Below are 17,779 nucleotides of genomic sequence, written 5' to 3'. Positions count from 1 at the left end.
GACCTGATCGCGGCCGCCCCGCGATCAGGTCCGCCCCGGGAGGTCGTCCAGCCAGCGACGCGCCACCGGGCCCAGCGGCGGCTCGTCCGGGTCGTCCAGCGCGCCCTCCACGACCCACGCGGCGAACCGCCGCAGCACCCGCGGGCGGGCATCCCGGCGCCTGGCCGGTGAGGAACGGCGGGACGAGGCCCTCGGGTTCGGTCCATCCGCCCACGAGAACCAGGCCCGCCTCGGCGAGAGCGGTCCGGGGGTCTGCCGTCCACGGGTTCGTCCGCCCCACCCGGCCTCAGTCGCCGAGCAGGCGCAGGGCCTGGCGCAGGTTGTGCTCGGCGATGGCAGCCATCGCCTCGCGGGCCGGGAAGGGCCCGTCGAGCAGGCGCAGCGGTCCCGCCGTCAGCGAGAGGCGCTGGGCCAGTGCGTAGAGGGCGAGCCGGTCCTCGTCGAGGCCGTCCGCCGCCAGCGGCCGGTAGTCGGCCCGGGGCAGGCGGATCCGCAGGAAGACGTGCTCCCACTCGACGTCGAAGTACATCGTGCCCTCGATGTCGATCAGCACCGGGCGGCCGTCCGCGTCCACCAGTACGTGGTCGGGCCCGAGTTCGCCGTGCACCACCGGGTACTCGGCGCGCGGGCGCACCGCCGCCGCCAGGGCCCGCAGCCGGTCCGCGCACCGGTCCCGGGCTTCCGAGATCCGGGGGTCGCGCGCGGCTGCCTCGGCGAGGTCGCGCAGCGCGCGGTCCAGCACGACGCCCTCGCACGACGGCCCGTGCGACGCTCCTCCCCCGTCGACCACCGCCACCTTCCCGTAGCGGGGCGCCCGGTGGCCGCGCATGGCGCCCAGTGCCTCGCCGAGCCGGGCCAGGACCGGGGCGGCGGCGTGCGGGTCGCGGGCGAGCAGCTTCTCCAGGCTCTCGCCGGGGACGTCCTCGACGATCGCGAGGTCGGCCGTGCGGTCGGCCGTGCGGTCGGCCGGGTCGTCGGCCGCGGGAGCAGCCGTGCCCGGGGCACTCCCGCCGTCCCGGTCCGTGGCGCGCTCGACGAACCGGAGCGCCGGGACCCGGACGCCGAGCGCGTCCAGCCGCGCGTGCGCGGCCTCGAACAGGTCGAGTCCGAGGCCGGGCGAGAACGGGTCGGCGAGGTCGTCGTCGCCCTCGGACGCCGGCCAGTAGTTCTCGGTCCGGTCCCAGCGGTAGGCGATCGCCGTCGTCCCGTCGTCCATCCGCAGGCGGTAGACGCCCTTCTTGCTGCCGCCCGCCAGCCGCTCGACCGCTTCCAGCCGCCGCCCGCCGCCCAGCGCGGCCCGCGCCGCACCCGCCAACCGCTCCCGCACCACTGCCCCGCCCCTCCTCGTCCCGGTCGGCGGCACCCTACCGCCGCAGGTGGCGGCTCACGTCGCCGACCAGGGTGATCCGCACCCGCCGCTCGGCGAACCGCCACCGCCCGTCCTCCCCGCGCGCGAAGCGGTCGTGGTACCGGCCCCCGGCAATGGCCTGCAGCGGAAGCCCGGGCAGTGCCTGCAGCACGGTGACGTAGGAGCGGGCGACCGCCGTCCCCGCCGGCTCGTCGACCTCGACCGCCACGTTGGTGGTGACGTGCTGGGTCCGCGGTGTCCCGTCGGCGTGGATGATCACCGTCTCCCGGAACATCGCCTCGATCGCCTCGCCGCCGCGCACCGGCGCGCCGCTGCCGACGAAGACGGCGTCGGCGAGCAGGGCGCCGAGCCCCGCGAAGTCGCCGTCGTCCACGAGTTCGGCGTAGCGCGCGATCAGGTTCTCGATCGCCCGGTGGCTCGGCACCGGATCGACGGGCGCGGACATGGTCTCCCCCGGGGCCGGACGGCGGTCATCTCCCCTGATGTTCCCACGCCTTGATCGGGCGTCGGGTCCCGATGGGGCACGGCGGCGGCGACCGCGGGAAGCACCCGGCAGCTCGCCGTGCCCGCGTGGCAAGCGGCGTCCGGCGACTACCGGACGGATGCCTCGGCCAGGCGGGAGATCTCAGCGGCGACGGCCTCCGGTTCGGCGGCGACGGTGACGCGGGCGACGCCGTCCAGGCCCGGGTGGCCGCCGACCCGGACGGAGTGCCGCGCGTTGCGCAGCAGGTCGAGGTCGTTGATGTCGTTGCCGAAGGCGTTGTAGGCGTCGATCCCCAGCGAGGTCAGCGCCTCCCACTTGTTGGTGGTGCCCGGGGCGAAGTCGATGATCGCCTCGTCGAGGTGGTGGTTGACGGTCATCCCGAGCGCGCGGCCGGCCTCGGCGAGGGCCGCCAGGTCGGTCGCGTCGACGACCAGGAACTTGACGACGGCGGGGAGTTCGGCGAGCTCGACCCGGCGGGCGAGGCCGCCCTGGTCGACCCGGCCGCGGATCGGGTGGTCGGCCGGTCCGGTGTAGGCGTAGTCCCACGGGCCGTCGGCGAGGTAGCCGGCCCGGAACCGCTCGACCTCGGCCAGCAGCCGCCCGAGCTCACCGGCCTCGAACGCGGCCCGCGCCCGCACCTGTCCGTCGACGGAGACCAGGCTGCCGTTCCCGCCGATCAGCGTGGCGGTGGGGAAGGCCCCGTCGAGGACGGGCAGGAGGTCGCGCACCGGCCGGGCGGAGGCGAAGACCAGCTGGTGGCCCGCCCGCTCGCAGGCGTCGAGGGCGGCGAGGATCCGGCTGTCGATCGTCCGCCCGTCGAAGCAGAGCGTGCCGTCGATGTCGAAGACCGTGGTGCGGGCGCTGGTGGAGATCATAAGACGATGCTATCCAGCCGGTGCCGTACACGATCCACCACCGGTCCCGCCCGGAAACGCCCCCACGAGCCGGGCCCCTACTGGTAGTCGTCCATCAGCTCGCGGTCCACCGTCATGGCGGCCCGGTCCAGGGCCGGCAGGCCCAAGTGCTCGCAGATCAGCGCGGTGAGCCGCTGCTCGTGGTCCGGGCTCTCGGCGAACTCGCCCCCGATGCCCAGCCCGGCCGCCGTGACCAGGGGGGCCAGCGCGTTGGGCCAGCGCTCCCCGACGTGCTCGGCGCCCTCGTAGTCGACGCACGAGGAGATCCGGCCGTCCCGGTAGTGGTACGCCTTGGGGCCGTGGGCCTTGACGATGCAGGGGTTGGGCACGAACACCACCAGTTCGGCGCCCTCGGGGCAGAGCCCGCGGTAGTCGATGTCGTCGTAGTCGTCGCGGGACGGGTTGAGCATGGGGTGCACGATCACGCCCCACTCGCCGGGCGCCGGCTCCTCGCCCCGGGCGAAGGGCGGACGGTGCCGCGCGGTCAGCCCGTCGGCCACGGCGGCCCGGGTGGTTCCCCGGAAGTACACCAGGACGGTCTCGTCCTCTCCGTAGCCCTGTCCTTCCAGCCAGTCGATGGGGCCCCGGTGGATCCAGTCGTAGTCGGTCATGATCGACACCGTAGCCCTCGGCACCGACACGGCCCCCGGGGCAGTCGGAACAGGAAGTCGGCCGGGCCGACTTCCTGCTCCCGAGGCCGGGACGGTCACGCGCGGGCCGGCCCGTTCGTCGGCCGCGCCGCGCGGCGGTGCCGGCGGACGGCGTCGCGGTTGGCGCAGCGCTGGGTGCAGTAGCGCTTGCGACCGGTCCGGGTGGTGTCGGCGAAGACGGTGGCGCACTCGGCGACGGCGCACCGGCCGAGCCGGTGCATGCCGCGGCCCACCAGGTGGAAGGCGGTGCCGACGGCGATCAGGGTGGACAGCACGGCGCCGAACGACTGGTGGTCGTCGCGGTAGTGGAGGTGCCAGCCGCCCGTGTGGTCGGTCAGCCGGGGGTGGGCGGCGTCGGCGGCGAGCATCCGGTTGAGCCGCGCGGCCCGTTCGCGTTCGTCGGCCGCGTCGACCACCGACTCCCAGGTGTCCAGCAGGGCCAGGATGCGCGCCAGGTCCGCCGGCCGGACCGGCCCGTCGACCACCAGCCCGGCCGCGCGGCAGCGGTCCGCCAGTTCCTCGGCGGTCCCGGGGCGCCGGTTGGCCAGGGCCGCGGCCAGGTGCACGGCGCTCTCGCCGTAAGGGTTGAGGTGCATAAGACCATGACAGCAGGCTGCTGGGCATGCGTCAGCACACCGACACCGGAAAGCCTTCCGCTCCGACGACTTCCACCTCACCGACTTCCGATCCGACGACTTTCGCGCCGGCGGCTCCCGGGGACACCGCCCGCCCGCTCCGGTACCGCTGGGTGGTCCTGGCCGTCGCCACCGTCACCCAGGCCGCCTCCGGCTTCTTCGTCCAGGGCATCGGGGCGATGGCCGTCCCCCTGCAGCACGCGCTGGACCTCAGCACCAGCCAACTCGGCCTGCTCCTGTCGGCCTCCCAACTGGTGCCGCTGGTCGGCCTGTTGGTGGCCGGCGAGCTGCTGGACCGGTACAACGAGCGCTGGGTCGTCGGCCTCGGCGCCGCCGTGGTCGCCGCGGCCCTGCTCCTCGGCAGCCTGGCGCAGGGGTACGCCTCCCTGCTGGCCGTCCTGCTGGTCGTCGGCGCCGGGTACAGCACCGTGCAGCCGGGCGGCAGCAAGTCGGTGGCCTCCTGGTTCGACCCGGCCCAGCGGGGGCTGGCCATGGGCGTCCGCCAGGCCGGACTGCCGCTGGGCGGGGCGCTCGCCGCCGCCGTACTGCCGCTGGTGGCCGTGGCGTACGGGTGGCGGGCGGCACTGGTGGTCGGCGGGCTGGTCGCGTTCCTGGGCGCCGGGCTCTTCACGGCCCTCTACCGGCGCCCGCCGACCGCCCCGCCGGTACGCCCCGCTCCCGCCCCGGCTCGCGGTCTTGCCCCGGGCCCCGTGGCACCGACGGCCTCCGTCCGCGCCCGGCTGCGGATCCTCCGCGAACCGGCCATGGCCAGGCTCCTGTTCTCCGGCCTGGCCCTGGTCTCGGTGCACAGCGGCATCGGCGTGCTCGGCGCCCTGTACCTCCACGACGTGACGGCCCTCGGCCCCGGCCCCGGCGCCGCCGTCCTGGTGGCGGTCCAGGTTGCGGGGGCGGTCGGCCGGATCGCGCTGGCCGCCTGGAGCGACCGGAGCCGCGCCGGGCGGTACCGGCCCGTCCTGGTCTGCCTGGCCGCGGTGGTGGCCGGGCTGGTGGTCCTGACGACGCCGGCGGGCCGGTCCCCCGCCGCGGCCGCCGTCCTGTTCACCTGGCTCGGCTTCTTCGGGATCGGCTGGTACGGCCCCTGGGTGGCCCACCTGGTGGAGTCGGCGCCGCCGGGACGGACCGGTTTCGCCCTCGGCCTGGTCATGGCGGTCAACCAGGTGGCCGTCGTCGTGGTCCCGCCCGCCCTCGGGCTGCTCCGCGACACCACCCACGGCTTCACCGCCGCCTGGGCGGCCCTCGCCGCGACCACGGCCGTGACCCTCGCGGCCACCGCCCGCCGGGGTGCCGGCGGGCGCGGCACCCCTCCCCGGCCCGGGCGGCACACCGCCGGGTAGCGTACGGCCGTGAGCAACGAGACGCCTCCCGGGTGGTACCCGGTCCCCGGCCCGGACGGCGCCCCGGGCCACGAGCGCTGGTGGGACGGCAACGCCTGGACCGGCGACGTCCGGCCGGCCCAGGGCGCCTACGGCTACCCGGGCCAGGAGGCGTACCCGGCGCAGCAGGCGTACCCGGCCTACCCGGCTCACCCGTCCCAGCAGGCCTACCCCGGCGCGGGCTACGGACAGCCCGGCCCCGGCTACCCGCCCCCGGCCCCGACTCCCAAGCGGGTCAAGCCCGGTGTGCTCATCAGCATCGCGGTCGGCGTCCTGGCGATCGGCGGCAGCGTCGCCGGGATCGCGCTCAGCCACGGCGGCGGCCCGGCGGCGGCCCCGACCACCGACCCCACCGTCCCCGTCACCAGCAGCACCGGCCCGACGACCAGCCCCACCCCCGCCCCGAAGCCGTCCACGCCCAAGCTCGCCCCGGTCCTCCGGAGCACCGTCGCGGACAAGCAGCACTCGATCACCCTGCCGGTGTTCGAGGGCTGGGAGGTCTCCGCGACCGACACCCCGCAGTGGTCGGTCTACCTCGGCAGCGGCCGCTACACCTGCGCGAACGGCAAGGCGTGCATCCGCGGCCGGTTCTCGGTGGAGAAGAACACCGTCCAGGGCGACACCCCCAAGGCCGCCGCCGACGCCGCCATGCCGACGGTCGCCAAGCAGATCTTCAGCGGCATGGCCTCGCAGACCGACTACGGCTCGGGCACCATCACCGTGGCCGGCGTGGCCGGGTACGCGACCCGCTGGCACATCACCAACACCGACGGCACCCAGGGCTTCGTCCTGCTGGCCGCCCTCCCCGCCAAGGGCGGCGGCTACGTGGTCTTCGACGGCGGCGTGGACGAGGACCCGGCCGCCCCGGACGTCTCGGTGCTCGACCAGATCCTCCTGGGCGTCAAGAAGGACGACACCCCGACCAGCGGCACCTGACGCACCGCTCCGGGACGCCGCCGGCCGCCCGGTTCCACGGCGGCGGGGCGCTCCGGAATCCACGACACGCCTCCACCACGGCGGACGCCGCAGGACCAACCCGACGCGGGCACCCGCCCCCGGCTACGCCGGTTGGTCGCCCGGGAGTTGGTCCGGGGCCGAGGGCGGCGGGAGGGGGCGCGGGCGGGCGGCGGGGCGGTCGCTGCGGCGCAGGACGAAGACCACCGGCAGGGCGATCAGGCTGGGCCCGGCGAGCAGGCCGGCCAGCCACTGGCGGCCGTCGAGGCCGACGAGCACTGAGCCGACGAGCATCCCGGCGGCGAGCATAAAGCCGGCCACCAGGCCGCCGACGTAGAGCTGGTGGGCGCGCTGGTCGCGGCGTTCCCGGGCCGCGATCCGGGCGCGCTCGGTCGCGTGCTCCTCCTTGAGGCGGACCGTTTCGAGGGACGCCCGGTGGCGTTCCCTGGCCGTCTCCCTGGCGTGCTCGCGCTGGAGTTCCAGTTCGAGGTGCTCCAGGGCCACCCGCAGGTGCTCGGGCGGGAGTTGGGCCCACTGGGTGGCGATCTCCAGGGCCGTCGGGCGGCGGACGCGGCCTTCCTCGGGGGTGGTCACCGGTCGTCACCTCGGGGTGCGGGGGCGGACTGGTCGGGGCCGTGGGCGGAGCCCGGCGGCGGGCCGAGGCGGAGGAACAGCCGCTCCAGGCCCGTGGCGACGGTCTCGGCGGCCGCCGGGGTCAGCGGGTCCTGGGCGTACTCGTGCAGGGGACGGTACCGGGAGGCGGCACCGCTCCCGACGATCACCAGGTCGTCGTCCCGCTCGGTGGAGTCGATCCGATCCGGGAGGACGGCGCTTCCGGCGACGGGGCCCTTGACGACCGGCGGGCCGGCCGGGTCCCCCATCTCCCAGGCCACCGAACTCTCCGGCAGAGGGGCCGCCCGGCCGGGCGCCGGCGCCCCGGCCGCGGAGCGGGGCGCGCCCCACGAGGCGACATCGCCTCCGTGCCCGGCCCCGCTCCCCCGCCGCCGCGGCCACAGGACCGCCAGCAGCACCAGCACGGCCGGCCCCGCCGGTACGGCCGCCCACCAGCCGATCCCGGTGGCGGCGTACAGCGTCAGCGACACCGCCCACACCAGGGCGACCGAAACGCCGTAGGCCACCTGTCTGTTCCGCATCCCGCCCCCGCACCCCCTCCGACCGGTTCGAACTCAGGCCCGAGCTTCGACCCGAGCCTACCCACGACGAGGGCCCCTCGACCGGACAACCCGGTCGAGGGGCCCATGAAGTGACGTCGGATCAGCTGTGCTGGGGCGCGGGCAGCGTCGCCGATCCCCCGAGCAGCGGCCACTCCCGGTGGAAGGGCGGCAGCGGCAGCTTGCCCTCGATGATCGGGGTGCCGAAGACCTTCAGGTGGGCGAGCAGCGAGCCGTTCAGGTCGACGCCGCCGACCAGTGACCAACTGCCCTGCACCTGCGGCGGGTTGCCGGAGGAGTCGGCGACCAGCGAGCCCTCGGCCTGGGCGCGCAGGTAGGGGGCGACGGTGGCCTCCACGCCGACGGTGTCGTACAGGCCGAGGCTGATCTCGGCGCCGAGCGCGGCCCGCACGCCCGCCTTGCCGTTGAGCCGCACGTGTACCGGGGTGACCTTGGTCTCGGCGCTGGTGACCGGGGTCCAGCCCTTGCCGCCGGTGTAGTCGGCGCGGACCGCCCAGGTGCCGGTGGCGTCCTGCTCCGCCTCCAGGTGGACCTGGCCGTCGGCGCTGACCTCCAGGTAGCAGGTGAGGCCGAGGTTGACGACCACCGGCAGGCCGGCGACCGTCAGCACCGGGCTGGCCTGCAGCTTGGCGAAAGGCACCCGGATGGGCGCGGCGCCGGTGCTGCGAGCGGCGTCGCCGGCGACCTTCCACTGCGCGTGGGCGCCGAGGTCGAAGCCGATCGAGGCGGTGCGCGGACTGCCGGCCGCGGCGCCGTGGTAGGCGAAGTGGACGGCCGGGTGGAGCTGGAGCGAGCCGGAGGCGTCGAGGCTGGCGCCGTCGGGCAGCGGGACGGGGGCCTTGAGGTTCACCTCCAGGGTGCCGGAGGCGTCGGCCTGGACGCCGTTGCCGGTCAGGCCGGCGGTGGCCTTGAGGTCCTTGACCAGCGGGGTCACCGTGATGCCGTGCGGGTCGACGGGGACGTTGCCGTCGGCCTCGGTGCCGCCGAGGAGTTCGGCCAGGGTGGCCGGGCGGGTGGTCAGGGCGAGCGTGTTGCCCGCGCCGGGGCGGACGCCGGTGACGGCGACCAGTGCGCCCTGCGGTGCGGCGGCGGTGGGCGGGCTGGCGATCAGCTGCCCGGGCTGGACGGCGGCGGCCGCACTGGGGGCGGCGCTCGGTACGGCGCTGGGAGAGGCAGCAGGACCGGTACCGGGAGCGGCACTTGGCGAGGTCGGGGCCGTGGCGCCCGGCCCCGTCGCCGACAGCACCGCCGTCCCGCCTGCCGGGTCGTACGCCGTCAGCTGGAGGTTCTTCGCCGCCGCCGTGACCGCGCCACCGTCCTTGCCGGGGCTGCCGATCGCGGCCTGCTGGTCGCCGGCGGGCGCGGCGGTGACGGGCGCCTTGCCCGGGGTCGGACGGCCGGTGGCGGGACTGGCCGCTCTGGCGTGCGGGGTGGCACCGGCGGGCCGGGCGGCGGCGGCCGGGCTGCCCCCGGCGGCGGTCGCGGCCGGGTCGGCGACGGTGGCGGCGGCCGGTTCGGCACCGGCCTGGGTGGTGCCGGGGTCGGTCGGCCCGCACGCGGTGGCCCCGGCGAGGATGAGGGTGAGGGTGAGGACGGCGGGGCCGGAGGCCCTGCCTATGGAACTTTTGAACACGCGGCGTCATGTTACTGACGAGGAATAAGTTTGTCGAAGACAGGCCAAAAAAGCCAGCTCGATCATGTTTAACCGCAGGTCAGTGGAGGCGTGCCGATCCTCCCAGCCGCGCCGCCGGCAGCGGCGCCCCGTCCGGGACCACAGCGGAGGCCCCACCCCCGCCCGACAGCTCCGCGAGGTACCGCGAGCGCGCCATCGGCTCGGCCCCGAGGCTCCGCACGTGCGGCCCGTCCCACTGGGCGTCGAGCAGCCGCCCGCCCGCCGCGCCGAACCGCGCCCCGAGGTCGGCGACGGCGACCCGGGCGGCGTCCGGGCGGCGGTGGAACATCGAGTCCAGGCTCAGCACCGGCCCGACCGCGATCCCGAACACCCCGCCGATCAGCTCCTCCCCCTCCCACACCTCCCCGCTGTGCGCCGCCCCCAGCTCGTGCAGCCGCACCAGCACCTCCGCCAACTCCTCGGTGAGCCAAGCCGGTTGACGTCCATCGGCGCACGCCGCCAGCACCCGCCCGAAGGCCCGGTCCGCGCTCGTCCACCACGTGGACCGGTTGCGCAGCCGCCGCGCCAGCCGGCTCCCGAGCCGGACGCCGTCGGGCGCGATCACCGGCCGGGGGTCGGGCGACCACCAGGCGAGCGCGTACAGGTCCGCCCCGCCGGGCAGCAGCGCCACCTCGCCCGCCTCGACGGCGTCCCCGTACACCGCCTCGTTGTACGCGCTCGCGTAGACGTCCGCCGCCGGCAGCGGGAACAGCCCGCGCCGGTACGCCGCCAGCAGCCCGCCGGGGCCGAGCGCGCCCAGCGACCCGCCGAAGGCCACCGGGCCGTCGCCGGGCCCGTGCCGCACGTCCAGCGCGCCGAGCACATCCAGTGCTTCGAGCGCCTCGGAGGGGCTCACGGAGACGCCGCCCGCAGGAAGCCCTCCCGTTCCAGCCCCGCCAGGTAGTGGTCGATCAACCCCGCCTCCACCGGCGGCAGTTCGATCCCGCTCCCGGCCAGCGCCGCGTCCGCGTCCGCCCGCTCGAACAGCGGGAACGTCGGCCGGAAGTACATCTCGCTGACCGACAGCTCCGACCCCGGCGCGCGGTCCACGAACAGCGGGACGAACGGCGCGATCGGGTGCGTCGGGTTCCCGGCGGCGAACCGGACCAGCCGCCGCACCCAGTCCCCGTACGGCAGCGGGGCGATCCGGTGGCCGCGCGCCCGGAGCCGCTCGGCGAGGTCGGCGAGGGTGCCCGGGCGCGGGGAGGTGAGGTGGTAGACCTCGCCGGCGGCGGGTGCGTGGGCGGCGATGTGCGCGATGGCCCGGGCGAAGCGGTCGGCGGGGACGAAGTCGAGCAGCAGCCGCACGTCCGGGCAGGTCCCGCTGTCGGCCAAGTAGGCGATCAGCGCGCACAGTTCGGTGCCGGTGTTCATCGCCCCGGACGCGAGGTCCCCGGTGACGTCGTTGGTGCGCAGCACGGTGACGGGCAGCCCGGCGGCGGCCGCGTTGTGCAGCAGCTGTTCGGCGACCCACTTGCTCTCGACGTAGCCGACGCCGAGCCGTTCGGGGTGGGCGAGCGGGGTGCGCTCGGTGACCTTCGGGACGCCGGCCGCGCCGAAGCCGGCCAGCACGGCGAGGGTGGAGAGGTAGTGCACGGGGATGCCCCGGCTGTGCCCGGCGAGCCGGACGACCTCCCGGGTGCCGCCGACGTTGGCCGCACGCAACTGGTGGTACGGGTAGAGGAAATTGACCTGTCCGCCGAGGTGGTGGATCGCGTCCAGGTGCCCGGCCAGCCAGTCGAATTGACGGTCCGTCAGGCTGAGCTTCGGTCGGGTGAGGTCGCCGACCAGCGGCACCACCCGCCGGTCGGCGAGGTCCTGCCGCAGGAAGCGCTGCCGGGCCGCCCGCAGCCGTTCCAGCGCGTGTTCCTCGTCGGGCGCGCGGACCAGGCAGTGGATGCGCGCCCGGGTGGTGGCGAGCAGCGCGTGCAGCAGGTGGGCGCCGCAGAAGCCGGTGGCGCCGGTGAGCAGGATCTCGGCGGGTTCGGCGCGGGAGGGCGCCGGGCTCCAGGACTGCCGGAGGTCCTCGGTGAGCCGGGCCTCCGCGAACCAGTCGACCGCGGCGTCCCGTACGGCCCCGGCGGGGGTGTCCGCGCGCGCCGCCGACAGCGCCGCCGCGAAGGCGCGCAGGACGGGCTCGCGCAGCAGCGCCCGGGTGAGCGTGCGCACCTGCCCGACGTCGATGCCGAGCAGGATCCGGGCCCGCGCCAGCATCTCCATCGCGAGCAGCGAGGTGCCGCCGAGCGCGAAGAAGTCGCCGTCCGGGCCGACGTGTTCGACACCGAGCAGCTCCGCCCACAGCTGTCCGACGGCCGCCTCCAGCGGCCCGTCTCCGGCGGGGCCGGGTGCGGGGGCCGGCGAAGGGGTCGACGGGGGAACGGGAGCCGACGCCGGGGAGCGCACCGGCGCGTGCGGCAGCCGCCGCCGGTCGATCTTCCCCGCCGCCGTGAGCGGCATCGCCTCCAGCGGCACGAACTCGGCCGGCACCAGGTACTCCGGCAGCCGGTCGGCCAGGAACGCCCGGAGCCCCGGCGCCCCGACGGCCGTCCCGGAGGCGGGCGTGTAGTACGCGGTGAGCGTGCGGCTGCCGTCGGCCGCCTCGCCGTCGGCCGCGACCCGGGCCTGCCGGACGTCCGGGTGCGCGGCCAGGACGGCCTCGACCTCGGCCGGGTCCACCCGGTGCCCGCGCACCTTCACCTGGTCGTCGAAGCGGCCGAGGATCTCCAGCTGCCCGTCCGCCCGCCAGCGCCCGGCGTCGCCGGTGCGGTACATCCGCTCGCCGGGCAGCGGCGCGTACGGGTCGGGCAGGAAGGACTCGGCGGTGAGCCCGGCCTGCCGCCAGTAGCCCCGGGCCAGGCCGGGCCCGCCGAGGTGGATCTGCCCCTTCTCCCCGGGCCGGACGGGGCGCAGCCGGGCGTCCAGCACGTGCACCCGCACCCCGGGCAGCGGCCGTCCGATCGGCACGGGCGCGGCCGGGGTGCCGCCCGCCCCCGCGGAGCTTCCGCCGCCCCCGTCGAGCAGCTCCGCCGTGACCTCGCAGAGCGTCGAGGTGACGGCCGCCTCGGTGACCCCGTACGCGTTGAGCAGCCGGGCGCCCGGCAGCCGCTCCAGGCAGTGCCGGCTGTCGGCGGCGTGCACGGCGTCCCCGCCGACCACCACCAGGCGCAGCCCCTGGGGGCCGGGCCCGCCGGGCGGGAGCAGGTCGAGCAGGTGGTGCCAGTAGGCGGGGGTGAGGTCGGCGACGGCCAGGCCCAGCCCGGGCAGCCGGCCGGCCAGCTCGGTGGGCGCCCAGGTGCCGCCCGCGCCGCCGCCCCCGCCGAGCACCACCGTCGCGCCCGCGAGCAGCGCGCCGAACACCTGCTCCAGTGCGGTGTCGGAGCCCAGCGCGGCCAGGTGCAGGACGCGTTCGCCGGGGCGCAGCCGGTAGGCGTGGACGATCCGGTCGAGGGTGAACAGCAGTGCGCGATGGGTGACGGGGACGCCCTTGGGGCGGCCGGTGGTGCCGGAGGTGTAGATCAGGTAGGCGAGGTCGTCGGGGACGGCGCCGTCGTCCCCGACGAAGAACGCCCCGGAGTTCAGGGGCTCCCCGCCGTCCTCCGGCCCGGGCGCGGACACCCCGGGCACGGACACCCCGGGCGCGGACACCCCGAGCACGGACACCCCGGGCGCCTCCGGGAACTCGTCACCGTCCGCGACCACCACCCGCGCCCCGCAGTCCTCGACCAGCCGGGCCAGCCGCCGCGGCGGGTGGGCCGGGTCCAGCGGCAGGAAGGCCCCGCCGGCCTTGAGCACGGCCAGCCAGGCGGTGACCAGGCCCGCCCCGCGGTCCAGGCAGACCGGCACCACCTGCTCCGGGCCGGTCCCGCGCGCCCGCAGCGCGGCGGCCAACCGGTCGCTGCGCAGGTCGAGTTCGCGGTAGCTCAGCGTGGCGTCCGCGGCGATGACGGCGACCGCGTCCGGGTCGTGCGCCGCCCGCGCGCGGAACAGCCCGTGCACCGTGTCCGCGAATCCGGCGACGGTGTGCGGGAATCCGGCCGACGGGTCCGCCGATCCGCCCGCCGGGTCGGCGATTCCGCCCGCCGCCCGCCGTACCGGGGCGCCGCCGGGGAAGCCCAGCCCGGCCGGGCGCCACTCGCGCTCCACCCAGTCCCGGCAGTCGGCCCGCCCGGCCGGCCCGTGGACCTGCTGCCAGCCGGCCGGGACGGTCAAGTCGCCCGGCCAGATCGCATACTGACCGTTGCCGTTGCGGACCACGGCGTGACGGCCGGAGCTCGCATCCGTTCGTACGCCCTGTGCGCTGTCTACTGCGTCGTCCACCGGCTTGACCTCATGCTGTGGCGGCAGAATGCTGGGGAGTGCGACATTTCCGACTATACGCACTCCTGCCCCGTCGAGGACGTCCGGTCGCACCCCCCACCGGACGCCTCGCTGCTGCGCGAAAGCGCTCATCCGCCCCACCCGGACCGGCTCCTACGCCCGGCCCGTCCCGTCCTCACCCGAACTCCCCCGCCCGACCGGCGGGGTGATGTCGTGGAGGAGGTAGCCTCGTTGACTCGCCGGCGACAACACCTGATGGTCTGTTACCTGCTCTGGATGGTGCTGTTCACCGGCATCTACTACGCGAATCCCGGCCAGCGGATCATCTGGTGGACCGGCATCGGCCTCGGCGGCGTCGCCGCCATCGTGGTCGGCGTCCGCCTCAACCGTCCCGCGCACGCGCGCTACTGGTACGTGCTGGCGCTCGCCAACCTCAGCTTCACGGTGGGCGAGGTGGTGCAGGCCGTCCAGCTGGACATCCTGCACGTGCCCAACCCGTTCCCGTCCGTCGCGGACGGCTTCTACCTCGCCGAGTACGTGCTGTACGCGGTCGGCGTGCTGGGCTTCATCCGCTGGCGCACAGCTCGTCAGGACCGCGCCGGGCTGCTCGACGCCCTCGTCCCCACCATGGGGCTGGCCCTGCTCGCCTGGATCTACCTGATCCTCCCGTACGCCCGGAACCCGGACCTCGACTGGTTCCAGAAGGCCGTCTCGATCGCCTACCCGCTCGGCGACGTGGTCGTGCTCGCCCTGCTGCTGCGGCTGCTGACCCCGCGCGGCGGCAACTCCCGCTCCCTGCAGCTGCTCGCCGTCGGCTCGCTCGGCATCATGGTCTCCGACGTGCTGTACGGGCTGATCCAGCTGCACGGCACCTGGCACATCGGCACGCCCGTCGAACTCGGCTGGGCCGCCTTCTACACCGCCTGGGGCGCGGCGGCGCTGCACCCGTCGATGGTCGAGCTGACCCGTCCGGTGCCCACCCAGCAGCCGGACCTGAGCACCGCCCGGCTGGTACTGCTCACCCTGGCCTCGCTGATCGCCCCGGCGATCCTGATCATCGAGGCGCTGGCCGGCAACACCAGCAACGCGGGCGTGATCGGCGCCTTCTCGGCGGTGCTCTACCTGCTGGTGCTGGCCCGGCTGGCGGTGGTCGTCTCCGCCCGCAGGCAGGCCGTGGCCCGCGAGCGGGCGCTGCGCGAGGCGGGCGCCCGGCTGACCGCGGCCGTCACGGTGGGGGAGGTCGCGGACGCCGTCCAGTCCGCCGCCTCCACCCTGATGCCGGCCGAGGCCGGGCACGTCGCCCTGCTCTCCGTCGCCGAGGCCGGGGTGCTGCACGTCCGGCACGCCGGGAGCGACACCCCCCGGCCCACGCCCGGGGACACCGCGCAGTCCGACCGGGTGCTGGAGCTCGCCACCGCCCGGGAGACCGTGCTGCTGCCCGTCGGCTCCCTCGGCCTGGACCCGGCCGCCACCCCGGCCGACGGCGGCCTCCTCGCCCGCCTCGGCGGCATGCCGTACGCCCTGGTCTGTCCGCTCACCCTCGCCGAGCGCCCCTCCGGCGACCCGCTGATCGGCGCGCTCGTCGTCACCGGGACGGAGCAGGAGCTGGCCGGCCTCTGGAGCTCGCTGGAGATCCTCGCCGCGCAGGCGGCCCTCGCGGTCGAGCGGGTGGTGCTGAGCCGCGAGGTCACCCAGCGCAACAGCGAGCTGTACTTCCGCACCCTGGTGCAGAACGCCAGCGACGTCATCCTGATCCTCGACGCCGACGACGGCGTGCGCTACGCCTCCCCGTCCGCCGCGACGGTGCTCGGCCGCCCCGACCTGGCCGGCACCCCGCTGACCGACCTGGTCCCGCCCGAGGACAGCCGGGAGGTCGGCAAGGCGCTGGCCCGGATGCGCGGGACCGCCGAGCCGCCCCGGGGCGAGCAGCCGCGCGAGCACTGGCGGCTGCTGCGCCAGGACCGCACCCCGATCGAGGCCGAGGTCCGCTCCGACGACCTGCGCGCGGACCCGACCGTCGGCGCCCTGGTGCTCACCCTGCGCGACGTGACCGAGCAGCGGCAGATGGAGCGCGAGCTGACCCACCGGGCCTTCCACGACTCGCTGACCGGCCTGGCCAACCGGGTGCTGTTCCAGGACCGGGTCGGGCACGCGCTCTCCCGGGGCGAGCGCAGCGGGGCCGTCACCGGGGTGCTCTTCATCGACCTGGACGACTTCAAGGTGGTCAACGACACCCAAGGGCACGCGGTCGGCGACGAGCTGCTGGTCGCCGTCTCGCTGCGGATCTCCACCGCGCTGCGCGCCTCGGACACCGCCGCCCGGCTCGGCGGCGACGAGTTCGCCGTCCTGGTGGAGGACGCGAGACGGCCCGCCGACGTGGACACCATCGCGTCCGGGGTGCTGGCGGTGTTCGCCGAACCGTTCAAGCTCACGTCGGGCACGGTGCGGGTGACGGCCAGCATCGGTGTGGCGACCACCGAGGACAGCGTGGACGCGACCGAGCTGCTCACCCACGCCGACCTCGCGCTCTACTCCGCCAAGGCGGCCGGCCGCCGCCAGTGGCGCCACTACCGGCCGGCCCTCCAGACCGGCATGGTGGAGCGGCACGAGCTGAACGAGCACCTCGACTCGGCGATCGCCGAATCGGCCTTCCAGCTGTACTACCAGCCGATCGTCGACCTGCGCTCGGGCGATCTGGTCGCCTTCGAGGCGCTGGTCCGCTGGCCGCACGACCGGCGCGGCATGGTGCTGCCCGACGAGTTCATCGCCCTCGCCGAGGAGAGCGGCCAGATCGTCCCGCTCGGCGCCTGGGTGCTGGAACGCGCCGCCCAGGAGGTCGCCGCCTGGCACGCCGCGAGCTCGGCGGCGCGGACGGCCGCCGGCCGGCCGCCACTGCGGGTCAACGTCAACGTCTCGGCCCGCCAGTTCCGCGACGCCGGCTTCGTGGACGTGGTCCGCCGGGCGCTGGCCGCCACCGGCATCGACCCCCACACCCTCGTCCTGGAGCTCACCGAGTCGGTGCTGATGCGCCGCGACGACCGCGTCCACGCCGACATGGCCACGCTGTCCGGACTCGGTGTCGGCATCGCCATCGACGACTTCGGGACCGGCTACTCCTCGCTGTCCTACCTGCGCGAGTTCCCGATCTCCCTGCTCAAGATCGACAAGTCCTTCATCGACGGCCTCGGCCACTCGCCCCAGCAGTACGCCCTGGTCGAGGGCATCACCCGGATCGCCGACACCCTCGGGGTCCAGGTCATCGCCGAGGGCATCGAGCACCCCGACCAGCGCGACCTGCTCGCCGCCATGGGCTGCCCGCTCGGCCAGGGGTACCTCTTCGCCCACCCCATGGACTCCCCCGACGCCCGCGCCCTGGTCCGCCGGACCTCCTACGAGCCGGTCTGAAGACCTCCCCGGCTACACCTTCCGCAGGGCGCGCGACAGCACCGTGAGCAGCGCCAGCGTCGGCCTCGCGTGCCCCGCCTCGACGGCCCGGACATCGGCCTCGGGGAGGCCCGTGCGAACCGCGAGGTCGGGGAGGGTGAGACCGAGGGCGGTGCGGCGGGCCCGGACGGCGCGGGCCAGGGCGTCGGCGGGGTCGCCGTCCGGGTGGGCGGGGAAATCCTCGATCAGGGGGCGCGCCAGATCCACCGAACTCTCCTCATCGGCCTGCGGGGCGCACAGTTTGACATGCCGTCAGCCCGCGGCGGCCCCAAGCGGAGGTCAAGGTTCCTTGACCTCCGCTTGGGCCTCCCCCGCCGTCAGGAGTCGCCGCGGACCAGGTCGAGCAGCCCCGGGAAGCGCTGGTCGAGGTCCTCGCGGCGCAGCGTGGCGGCCCGGCTGTTGCCGCGGTCGACCTGGCGGATCAGGCCGGACTCGCGCAGCACCCGGAAGTGGTGGGTGAGGGTGGACTTGGAGACCGGGAGGTTGAACGAGGCGCAGGTGCGCGCCGCCCCCTCGCCCTCCCGCAGCAGGGCCGCGACCACGCCGTAGCGCAGCGGGTCGGCGAGCGCGCCCAGGACGGTGCGCAGGTCCATCTCCCCGGTCGAGGGGTGGCCTTCGGCGTCGGGCATCGGTTCCTCCTCCGCAAGGTATGGGTTGCATCGTACCTCGGCGCCGTGACAGCTTTAGGTTCGATCAAATCCGTACCTGGCCACCCCGTGGCCGGTTCAAGCCTGGAGTCACACCCCCTTGAGC

The 17,779-nt window shown here is 75.6% G+C and carries 15 protein-coding genes; 3 read left to right on the top strand and 12 right to left on the bottom strand.

Annotated elements, in window-relative coordinates:
- Positions 1-286 precede the first annotated feature (286 nt).
- The 5 genes from ACFRQN_RS04750 to ACFRQN_RS04730 form a co-directional block, all read right to left on the bottom strand.
- A complete protein-coding gene (locus ACFRQN_RS04750) occupies positions 287-1,330 on the bottom strand; it encodes an aminoglycoside phosphotransferase family protein (RefSeq protein WP_380738238.1) in 1,044 nt (347 codons plus the stop codon).
- A 34-nt stretch (positions 1,331-1,364) separates the two neighbouring features.
- Entirely contained in the window at positions 1,365-1,814 is a 450-nt protein-coding gene (locus tag ACFRQN_RS04745) for a nuclear transport factor 2 family protein (RefSeq protein WP_380738236.1), read from the bottom strand.
- A gap of 146 nt (positions 1,815-1,960) precedes the next feature.
- Positions 1,961-2,728 (bottom strand): HAD hydrolase family protein, encoded by a 768-nt coding sequence (locus ACFRQN_RS04740; protein ID WP_380738234.1) that lies wholly within the window; start codon positions 2,726-2,728, stop codon positions 1,961-1,963.
- 77 nt (positions 2,729-2,805) lie between these two features.
- A complete protein-coding gene (locus ACFRQN_RS04735; RefSeq protein WP_380738232.1) occupies positions 2,806-3,378 on the bottom strand; it encodes a hypothetical protein in 573 nt (190 codons plus the stop codon).
- Between the two features lie 95 nt (positions 3,379-3,473).
- Positions 3,474-4,013, bottom strand: coding sequence for a CGNR zinc finger domain-containing protein (locus ACFRQN_RS04730; RefSeq protein WP_380738230.1), 540 nt, complete (start codon positions 4,011-4,013; stop codon positions 3,474-3,476).
- 152 nt (positions 4,014-4,165) lie between these two features.
- Between ACFRQN_RS04730 and ACFRQN_RS04725 the strand changes: the two genes are divergently transcribed.
- Together ACFRQN_RS04725 and ACFRQN_RS04720 are read left to right on the top strand one after the other, a co-directional pair.
- A complete protein-coding gene (locus tag ACFRQN_RS04725) occupies positions 4,166-5,407 on the top strand; it encodes an MFS transporter (RefSeq protein WP_380738228.1) in 1,242 nt (413 codons plus the stop codon).
- 9 nt (positions 5,408-5,416) lie between these two features.
- Positions 5,417-6,382: a DUF2510 domain-containing protein gene (locus ACFRQN_RS04720; RefSeq protein WP_380738226.1), complete on the top strand. Its 966-nt coding sequence runs from the start codon at positions 5,417-5,419 to the stop codon at positions 6,380-6,382.
- A gap of 123 nt (positions 6,383-6,505) precedes the next feature.
- Here ACFRQN_RS04720 and ACFRQN_RS04715 read toward each other — a convergent pair whose 3' ends face one another.
- From ACFRQN_RS04715 to ACFRQN_RS04695, 5 genes are all read right to left on the bottom strand, one after another.
- Positions 6,506-6,994, bottom strand: coding sequence for a hypothetical protein (locus ACFRQN_RS04715; protein ID WP_380738224.1), 489 nt, complete (start codon positions 6,992-6,994; stop codon positions 6,506-6,508).
- Positions 6,991-7,539 (bottom strand): hypothetical protein, encoded by a 549-nt coding sequence (locus ACFRQN_RS04710; RefSeq protein WP_380738222.1) that lies wholly within the window; start codon positions 7,537-7,539, stop codon positions 6,991-6,993. Before ACFRQN_RS04710 ends, ACFRQN_RS04715 begins: the two co-directional genes overlap by 4 nt.
- Positions 7,540-7,675: 136 nt before the next feature.
- Entirely contained in the window at positions 7,676-9,226 is a 1,551-nt protein-coding gene (locus tag ACFRQN_RS04705; RefSeq protein WP_380738220.1) for a hypothetical protein, read from the bottom strand.
- Between the two features lie 79 nt (positions 9,227-9,305).
- Positions 9,306-10,121 carry a leucyl/phenylalanyl-tRNA--protein transferase gene (locus ACFRQN_RS04700; RefSeq protein WP_380738218.1) on the bottom strand — a complete coding sequence of 272 codons (816 nt, stop codon included), beginning with the start codon at positions 10,119-10,121 and terminating at the stop codon, positions 9,306-9,308.
- Positions 10,118-13,582, bottom strand: coding sequence for an amino acid adenylation domain-containing protein (locus ACFRQN_RS04695; protein ID WP_380738216.1), 3,465 nt, complete (start codon positions 13,580-13,582; stop codon positions 10,118-10,120). The genes ACFRQN_RS04700 and ACFRQN_RS04695 overlap by 4 nt, the downstream gene beginning before the upstream one ends.
- 231 nt (positions 13,583-13,813) lie before the next feature.
- On the opposite strand from ACFRQN_RS04695, the gene ACFRQN_RS04690 reads away from it, so the two are divergent.
- Positions 13,814-16,987: a putative bifunctional diguanylate cyclase/phosphodiesterase gene (locus tag ACFRQN_RS04690; protein ID WP_380738214.1), complete on the top strand. Its 3,174-nt coding sequence runs from the start codon at positions 13,814-13,816 to the stop codon at positions 16,985-16,987.
- A gap of 12 nt (positions 16,988-16,999) precedes the next feature.
- Here ACFRQN_RS04690 and ACFRQN_RS04685 read toward each other — a convergent pair whose 3' ends face one another.
- Positions 17,000-17,233: a helix-turn-helix transcriptional regulator gene (locus ACFRQN_RS04685; RefSeq protein ID WP_074004134.1), complete on the bottom strand. Its 234-nt coding sequence runs from the start codon at positions 17,231-17,233 to the stop codon at positions 17,000-17,002.
- Positions 17,234-17,343: 110 nt separating this feature from the next.
- Positions 17,344-17,655 (bottom strand): helix-turn-helix transcriptional regulator, encoded by a 312-nt coding sequence (locus ACFRQN_RS04680; protein WP_049650999.1) that lies wholly within the window; start codon positions 17,653-17,655, stop codon positions 17,344-17,346.
- Between the last annotated feature and the right edge of the window lie 124 nt (positions 17,656-17,779).

Origin of the sequence: Kitasatospora sp. NPDC056800 (genome assembly GCF_042789775.1) — a bacterium.
Lineage (GTDB): Bacteria > Actinomycetota > Actinomycetes > Streptomycetales > Streptomycetaceae > Kitasatospora.
The sequence above is the reverse complement of the archived record's forward strand: the minus strand, read 5'-3'. Positions and strand labels throughout refer to the sequence as shown.